The organism is Serratia sp. CoH_122_TC_1 (assembly GCF_058191755.1).
This window is the reverse complement of sequence record NZ_JBXWLA010000001.1, coordinates 436,826-452,342: the sequence shown is the minus strand read 5'-3', so window position 1 is coordinate 452,342 and position 15,517 is coordinate 436,826. Positions and strand designations below refer to the sequence as shown.

The following is a 15,517-nucleotide window of genomic DNA, read 5'->3' as shown; positions in this document are numbered from 1 at the left end:
GAAACCAGAGAAATCATATGGCTCAGGCACTGTTAAAACTTGCACCGACTGACTTTCCAGGACAACAACCGATCCCCTCTCGCAAGGTGTTATCGGTAAAAGGCTTAGGTAAAGCGTATAAATCTCAGCAACAGGTGCTGGACGATATCAACTTCGACCTGCACGCGGGTGAGTTTGTAGCGGTGATCGGGCGTTCCGGCGCCGGTAAATCCACGTTGCTTCATACCCTGAACGGGACGATCCCTTCGAGCTGTGGTGAGATGCTGCACTTTGAAGACGACGGCATCGCGCAGGATATCGCTCAGCTTTCCGCCCGTCAGATGCGTCAGTGGCGCGCCCGTTGCGGCATGATCTTCCAGGACTTCTGCCTGGTACCGCGGTTGGATGTAATGACCAACGTGTTGTTGGGCCGTCTGAGCCACACCTCTACCCTGAAATCCTTCTTTAAAGTGTTTGATGACGCCGACCGTGCACGCGCTATCGAACTGTTGCAATGGCTCAATATGCTGCCGCATGCATTACAGCGTGCCGAGAACCTGTCAGGTGGCCAGATGCAGCGCGTGGCTATCTGTCGTGCGCTGATGCAAAACCCCAAAATTCTGCTGGCCGATGAGCCGGTGGCGTCACTCGATCCGAAAAACACCCGTCGCATTATGGATGCGCTGCAAAAAGTCAGTGAAAACGACATTGCGGTCATGGTGAACCTGCATTCGGTCGAGCTGGTGAAAGAATATTGCACCCGGGTGATCGGCATTGCCCAGGGCAAGATCGTGTTTGACGGGCACCCTTCGCAATTGAACGAACGGATACTGCACCAGTTGTATGGCGAGGACGCCAATCAGATCCATTGAGTATTTATTCACTTTTACCTTTACCTTTACACACACAAGGCATCGTAATGAAAAAAGTATTGAGTCTGACCACCCTGATGGCCGGCGCGATGATGGTCTTTAATGCGACGGCAGCGGACGCCCCTAAAGTACTGAACCTGGGGATTCTCGGCGGGCAAAACGCCACTCAGCAGATCGGTGATAACCAATGCGTGAAGCAGTTCCTGGATAAGGAACTGAACGTGGATACCAAGCTGCGCAACTCTTCTGACTATTCCGGTGTGATTCAGGGCCTGCTGGGCGGCAAGATTGACCTGGTGCTGAGCATGTCACCGTCGTCATTTGCGTCGGTGTATATCAAAGATCCGAAAGCGGTGGACATTGTCGGCATCGCGGTTGATGACGTTGATCAGTCACGCGGTTACCACTCGGTTGTGATCGTTAAAGCGGGCAGCTCGTATAAAAAACTGGAAGACCTGAAAGGTAAGGCGGTGGGGTTCGCCGATCCGGATTCCACGTCCGGCTTCCTGATCCCAAACCAGGAATTCAAGAAACTGTTCGGCGGCACGGTCGACAACAAATACAACAACACGTTCTCTAGCGTCACCTTCTCTGGCGGCCATGAGCAAGACGTTCTCGGTGTGTTGAATGGTCAGTTCGAAGGCGCAGTGACCTGGGCGTCGATGATCGGCGACTACAACACCGGTTACACCAGCGGTGCATTCACTCGCATGATCCGTATGGATCATCCAGACCTGATGAAACAGATCCGGATTATCTGGCAGTCGCCGTTGATCCCCAATGGCCCGATCCTGGTCAGCAACGCGCTGCCGGCTGAATTCAAAGCCAAAGTTGTCACTGCGATCAAGAAGCTGGATAAAGACGACCACCAGTGCTTTATCAAAGCGATGGGCGGCAAACAGCACATCGGCGACACCACGCTGGCGGAATACCAGAACATCATCGATATGAAGCGTGAGCTGACTAAAGGCGACCGTTAATACTGCCGGGGTTCGGCCTGTCTGAACCCCGTTGAATAACTCACGTCGGAAGCCAATACCCAATAGATTTCACATCGCAGGTAGGCGGCAACTGAGTGAGGCCTCAGGAGCTTGGCCTCACCAAGTGACTGGGGTGAGTGAAGGCAGTCAACACCCCTGCGATTTGAAAGATGAAGGGTATATTTTGAATAAAGATTTTGCGCACTATTACCAGCAAGTCCGCAGTAAACAAAAACGCGAGACGTTGATCTGGTCGCTCGGTCTGGTGGTGCTCTATCTGGGTGCCGGCAATATCGCCGAGTTCAATTTGCACACCGTCTGGGTGTCTATCCCTCATTTCTTTGATTACCTGGCAGAAACTATTCCAACATTGCATTGGTCGTCGCTGTTTGCCGATAGCCATACCGAAGGGTCATTTGCCTACTGGGGCTATCGACTGAACATCCAATTGCCGCTGATTTGGGAAACGTTGCAATTGGCACTGGCGGCGACCATCCTTTCCGTACTGGTGGCCGGCGTATTGGCATTTCTGGCGGCCAATAACACCCATAGCCCAGCAACGTTGCGCATGGCGATCCGTACGCTGGTGGCATTTTTGCGCACCATGCCAGAATTAGCCTGGGCGGTTATGTTTGTCATGGCCTTCGGCATCGGTGCCATTCCGGGCTTTTTGGCTTTGGCGCTGCATACTATCGGTAGCCTGACCAAACTGTTTTATGAGTCGATTGAAACGGCATCCAACAAACCCGTACGCGGTCTGGCAGCCTGCGGCGCGACGCCGCTGCAACGCATGCGTTTCGGCATGTGGCCACAGGTGAAGCCGGTATTCCTGTCTTACAGTTTTATGCGGCTGGAGGTTAACTTCCGTCAGTCGACCATTCTTGGACTCGTGGGGGCGGGCGGCATCGGTCAGGAACTGATGACCAATATCAAACTCGATCGCTATGACCAGGTCAGTATGACGCTGTTGCTGATTATCGTGGTGGTTTCGTTGCTGGATTACGCCTCCGGTGAGCTACGCAAACGGGTCGTGGAGGGGAAAAAATGATGTCAGCACCAAGCATCTCGGCTGAAAAGCTGCAGACACTCAAACAAGAACACCCAGAGATTTTCTCACAGCAACGCCGTTACCTGCGTACTGTTGGTATCATCGCTGCAGCTATCGTTTTGTATTATCTATTTTTCTTCCAGTTTTTTGGGATCTCCTGGCCGCAGTTTATTAACGGTTGCCAACAGCTCGGCCGCTACTTTATGCGTATGTTCGTTTGGCATGATTTTGTTAATTGGCCGTTTATGTACTATTTCCAGCAAATCTTCATCACTATCGGCATTGTGTTCGCCGGGACGATTACCGCGTCATTGATAGCCTTGCCGCTGTCGTTCTTTGCTGCGCGTAACGTGATGTCGACGCCATTGCTGCGGCCGCTCTCCGTGGTGGTACGTCGTCTGCTGGATATTCTGCGCGGTATCGACATGGCAATTTGGGGGCTGATTTTTGTACGCGCCGTCGGCATGGGGCCGTTGGCCGGGGTGCTCGCGATCGTGATGCAGGACGTTGGGTTACTCGGCAAGCTGTATGCTGAAGGCCATGAAGCTGTGGAGAAATCCCCAAGCCGGGGCCTGACGGCAGTCGGTGCCAACGGTCTGCAGAAACACCGTTACGGTATCTTTACCCAGTCGTTCCCCACTTTCCTGGCGCTCAGCCTGTATCAGATTGAATCCAATACCCGCTCCGCAGCGGTACTGGGGTTCGTTGGGGCAGGGGGTATTGGTCTGGTGTATGCGGAGAACATGCGCTTGTGGAACTGGGATGTCGTGATGTTCATCACCTTGATCCTGGTGGTCGTGGTGATGATTATGGATAAAGTGTCCTCGATTCTGCGTAATAAATACATCATTGGCGAAGATATTCCGCTGTATCAGCAAAAAAGCCAAATCGATTGAGAAACCCCGCTCTGATCCCTATACTGCCGCACATATTCAACTGTGCGGCCCTACCCGTCATACTTGAAGCTGCCTCTTTGTTGGCTGCATTTTTGCGCCCCAGTCACATAGTTATCTATGCTCCTGGGGACTTACAAACTTGCCGCCGCGATGCAACTCCAATTATTTTGGGTATAGGTGTATTTTCATTTCACACTGCGCGCAGTTCTTCCGGTTTACAAGCTAAAGGCAATTCTATGATCAACAATGACGTGCTGCGCAGCGTGCGCTACATGCTGAGTATTAACGACGCGAAAATGGTTGAGATTATCAAATTGGATAATTTCGACGTTGCTGTCTCGGCGATGGGTGCTTACGTCATCAAGGAAGGTGAGCCCGGTTTTGAAAACTGCCCGGACGACGTCATGGCGCATTTCCTGAACGGTCTGGTGTACTTCAAGCGCGGTAAAGATGACAAATTCCCTGCGCCGGAGGTTGAACTGCCGATTACCAACAATTTGGTGTTGAAAAAGCTGCGCGTGGCGTTTGAGTTGAAAGATACCGACATGCACGAGATCTTTACCGCCGTTGATTTCCGCATCTCCAAGCCGGAACTGAGCGCGCTGTTCCGTAAAGAAGGCACCAAAAACTTCCGCCCGTGCGGCGATCAGATGCTGCGTTACTTCCTTAAAGGCTTAGCGCAACGCCTTCGCAGCGTATAATCCTGCCCTGGCTTTCCGATCCCCAGGCAAGGCAGGGGCGTTGCCTATCGCGCCCGCATTCCAACGCCAACAATCTGTTGGCGTTGTGGTTTTAAACAGACACTTAAATGCGCTTTAGTGCCTTAAAAGCTGCTCCAATTTTCATCATTATCCTCAGCAATCGCTTTTACCTTAGGTGCGACAATCGCCTGTGGCTGAATGCGAGTCACTGAAGGGGTCGGCGTAGAGAGTTTGAAAAGAGACACGGTTTGGTTTAATTGATTGGCTTGATCTTCCAGTGCGCTGGCAGCGGATGCCGATTGTTCAACCAGCGCGGCGTTCTGTTGAGTCACCTTATCCATTTCGTTAACTGCCTGCGCAATTTGCGCGATTCCACGGCTCTGCTCCTCAGACGCATTTGAGATTTCCTGCATGGTTTCTGTCACCTGACCAATGGCAGTAACAATTTCCGTCATGGCGCCACTGACGTTCTCCACCAGATCGTTGCCTTGATCGACGCGTAGCACGGAGGTGTCAATCAGTGTTTTAATCTCTTTGGCAGCCTGGGCACTGCGTTGTGCAAGGTTACGAACTTCGCCGGCAACAACGGCAAAACCGCGGCCTTGTTCACCCGCCCGAGCCGCTTCGACTGCCGCATTGAGTGCCAAAATATTGGTTTGGAAGGCGATGCCGTCGATGACGCTGGTGATATCGCCAATTTTGCGTGAGCTGTCGGCGATATCGCTCATGGTGACGACCATTTTACGGGTGATCTCGCCGCCATTGACCGCACTTTGCGAAGCGCGTTTCACTAGCGAGGTGGCAGCGCCGGCACTCTCTGCGTTGTTCTTCACCGTAGCAGAGAGTTGTTCCATGCTGGCTGCCGTTTCTTCCAGTGAACTTGCCTGTTCTTCAGTACGGCTTGAAAGATCGTTGTTACCGGCGGCAATTTCTTGCACACCGGTATAAATGTTTTGCGTTCCTGCACGGACGGCGCTGACCGTATTTGCTAGCTCGTTACGCATATTGACAAGACCCTGCATCAGAGTGCCAATTTCGTTATTTCCACTGGCATTGATTTTAATTGCCAAATTACCCCGTGCAATTTCGGCCTGGTAATCGATAATCTGATTAATTTTGTTCAGTACATATTTTCTGATCCAGACCAATACAGCCCCGGTCAACAGAATAAAAATTAAAATAAACGTAAGCGATAAAGGCACCATTTGGCGATAGCTGGCCTGTGCCGCCGCAGCTGCCGGCGTAATAATATCGTTGGCCACGTAGGCAGACGTATCGTCAAGTGCGGACATAAAGTGCGTCGCCGAGCTATTGTGCATAACGGACTGGAAACGGATGAGATCACCGTCTTCCAGACTGATAATTAATTGAAGCAGATCGTCGCGCGCTTTGTCATACAGTGTCTTTACGTTTTTGGTCCGTTCGCGATCGCTCTGGTCAGAAAGGGAGAGTTGATAAAACTGCTCCATCAGTTTATCAACGTCTGTAAGACGTTGACGCAGTTGGCCAAGGGATTTTTTTGCATTGCTGTTTTGCGGTTGCATACTGAGCATCAGTGCGTCTTTAAGCACTTCTTCGCGGATCTCGGTAACGGATGCGTAGACATTATCCATTGCCATAATTTGATTAAAGCCAGAAGATATTTGCGTAAGGCGATTATTTGTACCTGAAGCATCCAGAATGCTCCACACGCCGGAAAATATCTGAATAATACAGAATAGGGTTAAAATTCCCATTAATCCGTGGGAGATTTTTAATCGTTCAAACATAGCACAACCTGAAAATTTCAATTGAATGTCAGTGCAGCAAATAGCGTTCTTTTGCCGCGGAAAGTGCTGTTTGTTTTCGGCAGGCTGAGATAAAACTTTAACGATTAATCAGATTCTGATTCTGGCAATGTTTTTAACTTTCCGTTTTTAATTGAAACATAAATATAACACCTCTTGGCGTGAGACCTATTATCCAAAAAAATATGTGCAAGTGGCAGTGATATCACGCAGAAAACGGCACTGAAATGCGGCGAAAGCGCGTGTCCCTTGATCCTTCACCGTTATTAATCCTGTTTCTATTTCTGTACGGGTCATTCGGAGAAAGCGTCAGACATTTTCCCCTTATAACAGGCTAGTCAGGGGCGGTGGGGGGCGCTGTAGACACCCCCAGCAACTGCTGCGCCAGCGCTTGTGCATGTTGTGCCACTTGGGGTAACCCCATCAGCTCACCGAAACGGCCACGGGCGGCGGGGCCGACGACGTAAAGACGATCGTTGCTCTGATGCTGGCGGTTAATAGGCCGGGAGCAGGCATCGACCCAAATGCCTAATGCCAGCGGATCGGGCTGGATGACCCCTTCAGTGGTGAGCTGCTTTAGCAAAGCATCACTTTGCAACAGCGCGCCGTGCGCCGGGCCGGTTGTGACAATCAGCTTATCCACCACGCGCGTTTGTGTTGTTGCATGGCCACGCGCTTTTAGGGTCAGAGCAAGGGCAGCGTTATCCACGGAGACGTGTTTTAGGTTGGCGGCCAGCACCTCGAGTTGCCCTTTTTGCTGCATGCCTGTCAGCACATCGCTGACCTGTGGCGCGATGCGATAACGATGCACGTCCCACCATGGGCGCAGATGGCGCAGAAAACGCCATTGCTCTTGCAGTGACCACTGCTGCCAAATCTGCTGACCGTTAAGGCGAATGTCATCCAGCACCAATTGCCAGGGCTGATGGTCTGCATTGGCCAGCATGACTTCCTGCCGGACTCGTCGCAACCACCCACGGGCCGTCGCTGCTTGCGGACGCCGGTAATCAAGTTGGCGAGCGGCATAGTCACCGCTCAGGTTTGGACGGGGGAGCTGACCGCGGCGTGAGAAAGCCAGAATCGGTCCACGATGCCCCAGCCGATGCAGCGAGGCAACCACATCGGACATGGTCAAACCGGTGCCGATGATCGCGACCCGGTCATTGTTTTTCACCTCCGCCAGGGCTTCCGTCAACCACGGATTGGCGATCAATCCTGGATGATCTTTCAGCGCCTGTTGAAGCTGTTTCGGTACGGCAGGTGGTGGGTGGCTGATGGCCAGCACCACGTCATCCGCAGGATAGGTATTCCCGGAAGCCGTCAGCACGACACCATGACGCAATGCCACCGCGTACTCCTGGACGTGGACGATCTCTACCGCAGAGCGGGTTAGCGCGCTGGCCAGTTTTTCGGCGATGTAACGGCCAAACTGCCCCCGTTGCGGATAGACGCTGCCGTCCGGTCTGAGCGCCTTTACATCCTGCGTGAAGGCCTCAGAAGCACGGAACCAGCGATCGAAATCGACTTCTTCCTCGGCGGAAAGCTGCATGCGCGCGGCGGGGACGTTGATGCGGTGTGCCGGATCGCGGGTGCCGTAAGCAACCCCCTGTGCCAACTGGGCGCGAGGCTCAATAATCACCACCTTTAGCCCGGCCGTCCCCTGGCGCACCAGATGGATCGCCAGCGCGGTACCGCTAAAACCGCCACCGATGATAACGATGTGTCGATCAGCCATGACTGGGCACCGGATGCTGTTGGCGCTCCAACTCACGCACCAGCGGGATCACTTCACGGCCAAAGAACGCCACCTCTTCCTGGAAGTGCAAAAACCCCAGTAGCATCAGATCTACACCCGACTGTTTCAGTTCGATGATCCGTTCTGCTATTTGCTGTGGTGTGCCAATCAGGTTGGTTTTGAATCCATCGTTATACTGCACCAGATCCTCCAGCGTTGATTTAGCCCAGTTACCTTCTCCCTCTGGCGAGGCGCTACCGGCATTTTTAACCTCGGATTGAAAGCCTTTCACCGCTTCGGGATTGGCATGATCCAGGATGTCGCGCAGTACGCTGTGTGCTTCCTGCTCAGTTTGGCGGGCAATAACAAACCCATTCACGCCGATCCTCACCTTGTGGTGGTTTTCTGCGGCCTTGAGCTGAATATCCTCGACCTGCAGGCGGATAGCCTCTGGCGTATTGCCATTGGTAAAATACCAGTCAGAGACCCGTGCCGCCATATCGCGCGCGGCTCTTGAGCTACCACCCTGGAAAATTTCCGGTTGTGGGTCAAGCGGTTTCGGTTTCAATGAATAGTCGCGAAAGCGGTAAAAGTCGCCGGCAAAGGTGAAGCTCTCTTCCTGCCAGATGCCCTGCAGGCAACGGATAAACTCCTCAGAACGCAGATAGCGTTCTTCATGATCCAGCCAGGGTTCACCAATGGCTTTGAATTCGCCGCGGAACCATCCACTCACAACATTAATCGCAATACGCGCGTTGGACAGGTGGCTGATGGTCGCGATCTGCTTGGCCGCCAGCGTCGGATTCCACGGCCCTGGCAGCAGCGCGGCAATCACCTTGAGCTTCTCGGTCGCGGCCAGCAAATCTTGGGAAAACGTCACCGACTCATGTTGGTTATCGGCGCCATAACCGGCGGTAAAACGGATCTGCGTCAGGGCATAGTCAAACCCGGCGTGCTCGGCAATTTGTGCAAGCTTACGGTTATAGGCGGCATCCCAGTGGGTGCGCTGAGGGATCTGGCTGATCACCAGCCCGCCTGACACGTTAGGTACCCAGTAGGCGAACTTAATTGGCTCATTACTCATAGTTTGCTCCTCAGTTTCACTGTTTCACCGGACGACGATCGCCACCGATGGTCTCGCCAAATGGCCCGGTGTTGACCCTGCGCTGACGTTTCGCGCTGTTGCCTGCCAGGGGTAATAGCGGCATCACCAGTTCGGCAAATCGATGCGCTTCTTCCAGATGCGGGTAGCCCGAGAAAATAAAATGGGTGATGCCCAATGCCTGATATTCACGGATGCGCTCTGCAACCTGTTGTGGATTACCGACCAGTGCTGTACCAGCGCCGCCCCTTACCAGTCCTACACCAGCCCACAAATTGGGCGCGATACGTAAACTCTCTTTCGAACCGCCGTGCAGAGCACTCATTCGGGCCTGCCCGGTAGAATCCATGCGTGAGAAGATTTTCTGCGCGGCTGCGATGGTGTCATCATCCAAATGGGCAATCAGTTTGTCGGCTGCTGCCCAGGCTTCCTCTTCGGTTTCCCGTACAATGACGTGCAGACGAATGCCATACTCCAGCGTACGGCCCCGCGCTTGTGCCCGTTGACGGACCACGGCAATTTTCTCTGCCACTTGCTCAACCGGCTCTCCCCAGGTCAGGTAGGTATCAATCTGGTTCGCCGCGACTTCCAGTGCGTCTTCAGAAGAACCGCCAAAAAACAGCGGCGGCCCGTTTTCTTGCACCGGCGGGAACAACACCTCAGCACCTTCTACCCGCAGATGCTCCCCCTGGAAATCGACTTTTTCTCCCTTTAGCAGGCGGGAGTAAACCGACAAAAACTCACGGGTAACCTGATAACGTTCGGCGTGGCTTAGGAAGATGCCATCGCCTTTGTTCTCCACGGGATCGCCACCGGTGACCACATTGATCAACAGACGGCCTTCTGAAAGGCGATCCAGCGTGGCGGCCATGCGTGCGGCCAGGCTCGGGGGTTGCAACCCAGGGCGCACGGCGACCAGATAGCGTAGGCGTTTGGTGAGAGGGGCGAGTGCGGAAGCGACCAGCCAGGCATCCTCGCAGCTTTTGCCGGTGGGGATCAGCACGCCGTAATAGCCCAGACTGTCGGCGGCCAGCGCAACCTGCTGTAAATAAGGTAAATCTACTGCTCTTCCGCCTTCTGTTGTTCCCAGATAGCGGCCGTCACCGTGGGTGGGTAAAAACCAGAATACGTTGATGTTGTTCGCCAGCTCTTCGCGCATTATCCATTTCCTATATAACGATATCTTAATTTATTTCATAGAATGTTTAATCTTGGTTATAAACAGATAAGCAGGAAGCATGCCAAAAACAGATTCCTATTTTTGTGTTATTTATCAGATTGTTAATTTTTTCATTGGGCCGGAATTATGCTGCAAATGCAGCAGTGGTTGGCGCTTTGCTGCTGCATTTGCAGCAAAGCGGGCATTTCACCCCTCGTTATCCCTGGCGTCTGAGGGTATGGTTTCCATTCAACTTCCTTAAAGGTCACCAGCATGCAAGCCTCCGGCCCGCGGTTAATCGATCCTGCTTCTATCGCCTTCCAAAATGTTTTGGATCGATTGGCTCCGACAGATGCCACAGTGCTTATCGTTGGCGAAACCGGCACGGGCAAAGAGGGGGTGGCGCGTTATCTTCATCATCACAGCTCAAGACGTGATGGCCCCTTTCTGGCGGTGAACTGTGGGGCCCTGACCGAGAGCCTTGCCGAGTCGGAACTGTTTGGCCATGAGAAAGGGGCTTTTACAGGGGCCGTTGACCGCCATCAAGGGTGGTTTGAGGCGGCGGAAGGCGGCACGCTGCTGCTGGATGAAATCGGTGAATTGAGTCTGCCGTTGCAGGTAAAACTGCTGCGTGTTTTGCAAGAACGGGAGGTGACCCGTGTCGGCTCTCGCCGACCGGTAAAGGTCAATGTCCGGGTCGTGGCCGCCACGCATGTGGATCTGACTAACGCCATCCGCGAACGCCGCTTTCGTGAAGATCTCTATTATCGGCTGAATGTGGCTGCGGTTGCTCTGCCGCCATTACGCCAGCGGCGCGGGGATATTCCACTGTTGGCTGAGCATTTCCTGACGCTATACGCACGGCGGCTGGGGCGGCTTCAATTGCGGCTCAGTGAAGAGGCACTGGCAACCTTAATGAACTATTCATGGCCAGGGAATATCCGCGAGCTGGAAAACACCCTGCACAATGCGGTCCTGCTAAGCAAAGAGCCACTGATTACGCCACAGCAGCTAAGGCTGAGTGCTGAAAACGTCGGTTCACAGATTTATGGTGATGATTCACTGGATGTGTTTCTTCGCCAGCAGCTTGAGGGCAATGACAGCTCTCTCTATCAGAAGGTGCTGGATTCCCTGGTGCGGAATGCTTTTGAACTGAGCCAGGGCAATCAGTTGCAAGCGGCGACGCTGTTGGGGATAAGTCGTAATACGTTGCGTACCCATTTAGGGCATCTTGGTCTGATTAAGGCCAGGCGTAGTGCAAAAGGCGGGCGACCAAGCCCCAGCCCGCGTGCCGGTAGCAATGAACGCGAGCTGCGCATTGGCTATCAGAAATTTGGAAACCTGGGGATCCTCAAAGCACGCCAGTCGTTGGAGGCCCAGTTTGCTGACAGTGGAGTGAGTGTGTTGTGGAGTGAGTTTCCTGCCGGCCCTCAGTTGCTGCATGCCCTGGCTAACCGCGACATCGACTTTGGCACCACCGGTGAGGTTCCGCCGTTATTTGCGCAGGCCGGCAACAACCCGTTGTTATATGTTGCCTGGGAACCCGCAGCGCCACAAAGCGTGGCATTGCTGGTGGCTCACGATAGCCCGATCCAGACTCTGGCCGATCTGCGCGGGAAGCGGATTGCGGTCAACAAAGGCTCCAACGTCCATTATCTTTTGCTGCAACTGCTTGATGAGGCAGGGTTGACGCTGGAAGACGTGCGGGTGGTCTACGCACCGCCTAAATACCCGCTAACCCCCAGCGATCATCATGCTGTGGATGCCTGGATGATGTGGGATCCCTTGTTGAGTGATGCCGAGCAAGGTGGCCAACTTAGGGTTATCGCCAATGGCGTTGGGCGGGTGAGCAACCATCAGTTTTATCTCGCGCACCGTGATTTTGTCAGGCACTCTGCCGATCTACTGCACGGGCTGATGGCCGCGTTGGAACACACCGGCCACTATATTGACGCCCACCGTGACGAGGCGGCGGCACTGTTATCAGCTGAATTGGGGTTGGCGACGTCTTCGCTCACCCATGCTTTGGCCCGTCGTAGCCATCAAACCCGTCGGATGGATTTGAATATTATTCGCCAGCAGCAGGCCATCGCCGACCGTTTTTATGCTTTGGGGTTGCTGCCACGGGCAATTAACGTTCGCGAGGCCGTCTGGCAATGATATGTGGTCATGCTTATCAGAAGAAAAGACGAAAAATGACGTTCAGTTTTACACTGTCTCTCTCTGGTTTTATTGCGGTTAATGTTATTCATTCATAATGAAGCGCAGGAATATATTATCAACAATACGTCTGTTTTTGTTGTGTGGTGGCTCAGCCATGCCTCGCTGTTCGTTCTTACGATAATTCCCGGTTAATTTCTCATGGTCAGTTATATGAAAAACCATTGTGAGGAATTAAAAAATGCCAACTATCACGCAATCAAAATCACTTTATACGTTGCCAAGACCGGAATGGCTAGATGCAGCGGGAATGAGTAAAGGGATTGGTCACGATCGTCAGCATCTGGGGATTATTCTCCCTGCGGGGCAGGTGTTGCGCGTACGCCAGACTAATACTGCATTTACCGCGAAGCTAAAGCTGCGTTTGTTAAATGATGATAATAAAACGGAGGCCGAATTCAACGTGGGTAGCGAGTGGGTTGAGGCACGTGTCAATGCCGTCTCGGTGCCTTTTATTGATACGCCTTATGTCGCGGGCGCGCCTGCCGTGGAGTTTGACTCCCCAGAGACGGCCAAAGCCTTACCGGTCTACCGCAAAGGTGAAAATGAAGCGGCATTTTTTGCGCGTTGGGATGCGCAGGATGCCGAATTTTCGCTCGTTGATTCCGAATATGCCACGCTCTTGGTCCCTAAAGTCAGTAAAAATGATTTGAAGTCGTTGGGAGAAGCAAAAAATATTGATGGCCTGATCGCCTATTACGAACGTATCTTCACATTTTATAATGCGCTGGCAGGCATTTCTTTTGAGGCTGAGGAAGATTCGAGTCGTAATATAAAAAACAGATATTTTATCAAGGCTGATAAAAATGGAGCAGGTGCGGCGTATTATGGGGACAGTTGGACGGCAGAAAGTACCCCGTCAGTCAGCAGCTTCTGGTTGACGGCGAAAGATAATAACTGGGGGAGCCTGCATGAAATTGCCCACGGCTACCAGGGGCACTTTATGGGCGATAAGTCTTTTTCCACCGGTGAAGTGTGGAACAATATTTATGCCGCCTGTTTTCAAAGTGTGATGTTGGGTGACCGTAAATACCAAGAAGGCTGGCTGTATAATTACGGCAATATCCTTTCTGTTGAAAAACAAATTACCGACTATGTCATTCAGGCTAAACCGCTCAATCAGTGGGATCTGCGTTCTAAACTGTATTTTATCGTATTGATGGTTGAGAAGGCCGGGCGCAACGCGTTCACGCATTTTAATCAACAGTATCGCAAGGATTGCAATACGACGGGCTTTGTCCCTGGCGAACATGCTCTGCTGGATATGCTGTCGGAAAATTTCGCCGTGGCTGGCGACAAGGTGGACGTTACGCCATTTATTCAATGGGTCGGCGGCTATGTGACCGAGACGCAGTACAATCGAAACACCTTTAGCCACGCGAAAGCGGTTTATCCGCTGTGCCAATTGGTCGGTGCACAAGATCTTGAGGCCGTGAAATTGCAGTTGAAGCTGAGTTCCACATTGCAGTTGGTTGACTCAAGCCAGTTGAAAGCTACCGGTCTGAAAGGTAAAGCGACGCTGCATTTCAATATTGACGATTTTGCACAGATTTATGGCGAAGACCTGATCCTGATGGAAGGGGCGCGTTACGCTTATAAAACGCGGATCAACAGCCCAACAATGGTGTTGAGCGAGTTACCCATTGGCGTATATACCCTGCGTTTGCCCACCGGAAAAGACCATAAGTATCAGCCGACTCCCGGCTATCTGGTGCTGAAACAGGGGGACAATGCGGTGGAGATTAACTTTGTTAAAAAAGTCTCTTCGCCGATTGTTTCGCAGGGCATCAACCTGTTGGGATTGGGGGATGCCGTTTTCGCCACCGTGGTCACCGATCACGGTAAGGGCAAGGTGGTGATTGACGTGACCAGCACCACGCCACATTCCTATTTCCCTGATATGACCTACGCCAAAGTTATCGTGCGTAATCAGCAAAATACGGTGGTTTTCAGCAAGGATATTCCTGGCACCAAAGCGACGTTGAGCCATGATGAATTGCCGTTCACCGCAGGTGACAAAATTGAAATTTATCATGAGGAACCGGGGCGAGTGCGGGTAAGCCCGGCGTATCCAAACATTATTGATAGCAAAAACAAAACTAACGTTTTACTTATCACCAAAAGCGGGCTGAAAAATGACGCCTTGATGGGTGATCCAGAACAGGCGTTATTGGTGCGTCTTGAGAGCGCGGTGCAGCGTTTGCGCAGTTACCGTCAGGCCTATTATGCCCCGTTCTCTGTGTTTAAAGACGATATCTATCTGGCGATCAACACGTTTGGCAGCCCCCAACGTGAACAGCTATTGGAAACCTATAAAGACTGCATTTCTGCCAGCAATACCCGCCCGGACAGTGATGTGGGCAATCTCTTTACCCTGGCTTGCAAAGGCATTAGCGATTGGCAGTTCCTGACCGCCACGGTTGATCTGGTGAAAAAAACCGTAACGGTGAACATTGAAGGCGGCATTGCGCACCACTACTTCCCAGAGGTGTATGCCGCCATGCGTTATGACGACGCAGACGGTAATACCCTGTTTCACTATGAAGTGATTGGCAGTGAAGCACGGCAAGCCAGTTCGGTCGTACTGCCGATCTCAGGTTATGGCGGTGAGGTGATCCACTTGCATCATGAAGAACCGAACAACCGGTTAGTGATCACCAATGAGATGCAACAGGTGCGGTTGGGGGCTGCGGGCAAGCAACAGACCTATTGCATTACCCCGGTGGGACTGGCGCGGATCGCGGATTAACCTGCCCATGAGGTTCAGACGCCGATGAGAAAGGTGCCGGGCTATTTGCCCGGTGCCGTTTGGCAAAGGGTATCCCGTTGGCTTTTGGCATGATCGGGAGAAACGGCGTGATGTGACAATGAAACCGAGCCTGTTTTTTGGCCATTATCCGCTGCCGCATTCAGTTTGACGGCGCTATAGCTAAAGGTTGAAAACAGTACCAGCAGGGGAATGGCGAGAAAGAGGTTACGTATAGTCATCTGTAGCTCCTGTGAATGGGTAGCCTAATGGCGGTACCGATAATAAGCAG

General features: G+C 52.6%; 12 protein-coding genes. 7 read left to right on the top strand and 5 right to left on the bottom strand.

Annotated features, from left to right (window positions below; genetic code table 11):
- Positions 1 to 17 precede the first annotated feature (17 nt).
- The 5 genes from phnC to AC2FC2_RS01995 all read left to right on the top strand — a co-directional run bounded on the left by phnC (position 18) and on the right by AC2FC2_RS01995 (position 4,476).
- Positions 18 to 851, top strand: a complete 834-nt coding sequence (gene phnC / locus AC2FC2_RS02015) for a phosphonate ABC transporter ATP-binding protein (RefSeq protein WP_209632279.1) — start codon at positions 18 to 20, stop codon at positions 849 to 851.
- Between the two features lie 47 nt (positions 852 to 898).
- Positions 899 to 1,831 carry a phosphonate ABC transporter substrate-binding protein gene (phnD, locus tag AC2FC2_RS02010; RefSeq protein ID WP_490658631.1) on the top strand — a complete coding sequence of 311 codons (933 nt, stop codon included), beginning with the start codon at positions 899 to 901 and terminating at the stop codon, positions 1,829 to 1,831.
- Positions 1,832 to 2,015: 184 nt separating this feature from the next.
- On the top strand, positions 2,016 to 2,879 hold the full coding sequence (phnE, locus tag AC2FC2_RS02005) for a phosphonate ABC transporter, permease protein PhnE (RefSeq protein ID WP_209634123.1): 864 nt from the start codon (positions 2,016 to 2,018) through the stop codon (positions 2,877 to 2,879).
- Positions 2,876 to 3,775, top strand: a complete 900-nt coding sequence (gene phnE, locus AC2FC2_RS02000) for a phosphonate ABC transporter, permease protein PhnE (protein ID WP_209632281.1) — start codon at positions 2,876 to 2,878, stop codon at positions 3,773 to 3,775. Before phnE (AC2FC2_RS02005) ends, phnE (AC2FC2_RS02000) begins: the two co-directional genes overlap by 4 nt.
- 236 nt (positions 3,776 to 4,011) lie before the next feature.
- Complete coding sequence (locus AC2FC2_RS01995; RefSeq protein ID WP_209632282.1) at positions 4,012 to 4,476, top strand: YehS family protein; 465 nt, start codon at positions 4,012 to 4,014, stop codon at positions 4,474 to 4,476.
- Positions 4,477 to 4,598: 122 nt separating this feature from the next.
- On the opposite strand, the gene AC2FC2_RS01990 is transcribed toward AC2FC2_RS01995, so the two are convergent.
- The 4 genes from AC2FC2_RS01990 to ssuD all read right to left on the bottom strand — a co-directional run bounded on the left by AC2FC2_RS01990 (position 4,599) and on the right by ssuD (position 10,259).
- A complete protein-coding gene (locus AC2FC2_RS01990; protein WP_404760088.1) occupies positions 4,599 to 6,245 on the bottom strand; it encodes a methyl-accepting chemotaxis protein in 1,647 nt (548 codons plus the stop codon).
- A gap of 352 nt (positions 6,246 to 6,597) precedes the next feature.
- Positions 6,598 to 7,998: an FAD/NAD(P)-binding protein gene (locus AC2FC2_RS01985; protein WP_490658630.1), complete on the bottom strand. Its 1,401-nt coding sequence runs from the start codon at positions 7,996 to 7,998 to the stop codon at positions 6,598 to 6,600.
- Positions 7,991 to 9,082 carry a dimethylsulfone monooxygenase SfnG gene (gene sfnG, locus AC2FC2_RS01980; protein WP_209632285.1) on the bottom strand — a complete coding sequence of 364 codons (1,092 nt, stop codon included), beginning with the start codon at positions 9,080 to 9,082 and terminating at the stop codon, positions 7,991 to 7,993. Before sfnG ends, AC2FC2_RS01985 begins: the two co-directional genes overlap by 8 nt.
- A 16-nt stretch (positions 9,083 to 9,098) precedes the next feature.
- Positions 9,099 to 10,259 (bottom strand): FMNH2-dependent alkanesulfonate monooxygenase, encoded by a 1,161-nt coding sequence (gene ssuD, locus AC2FC2_RS01975; protein ID WP_490658629.1) that lies wholly within the window; start codon positions 10,257 to 10,259, stop codon positions 9,099 to 9,101.
- A gap of 273 nt (positions 10,260 to 10,532) precedes the next feature.
- Here ssuD and AC2FC2_RS01970 point away from each other — a divergent pair, with 273 nt between their 5' ends.
- Together AC2FC2_RS01970 and AC2FC2_RS01965 are read left to right on the top strand one after the other, a co-directional pair.
- Entirely contained in the window at positions 10,533 to 12,419 is a 1,887-nt protein-coding gene (locus AC2FC2_RS01970) for a sigma-54-dependent Fis family transcriptional regulator (protein ID WP_490658628.1), read from the top strand.
- A 241-nt stretch (positions 12,420 to 12,660) separates the two neighbouring features.
- Positions 12,661 to 15,228 (top strand): putative mucin/carbohydrate-binding domain-containing protein, encoded by a 2,568-nt coding sequence (locus tag AC2FC2_RS01965; RefSeq protein ID WP_490658627.1) that lies wholly within the window; start codon positions 12,661 to 12,663, stop codon positions 15,226 to 15,228.
- Positions 15,229 to 15,269: 41 nt separating this feature from the next.
- On the opposite strand, the gene AC2FC2_RS01960 is transcribed toward AC2FC2_RS01965, so the two are convergent.
- The gene (locus tag AC2FC2_RS01960; RefSeq protein WP_209632289.1) at positions 15,270 to 15,467 is read right to left on the bottom strand and encodes a hypothetical protein; all 198 of its coding nucleotides are present in this window, start codon (positions 15,465 to 15,467) and stop codon (positions 15,270 to 15,272) included.
- Positions 15,468 to 15,517 lie beyond the last annotated feature (50 nt).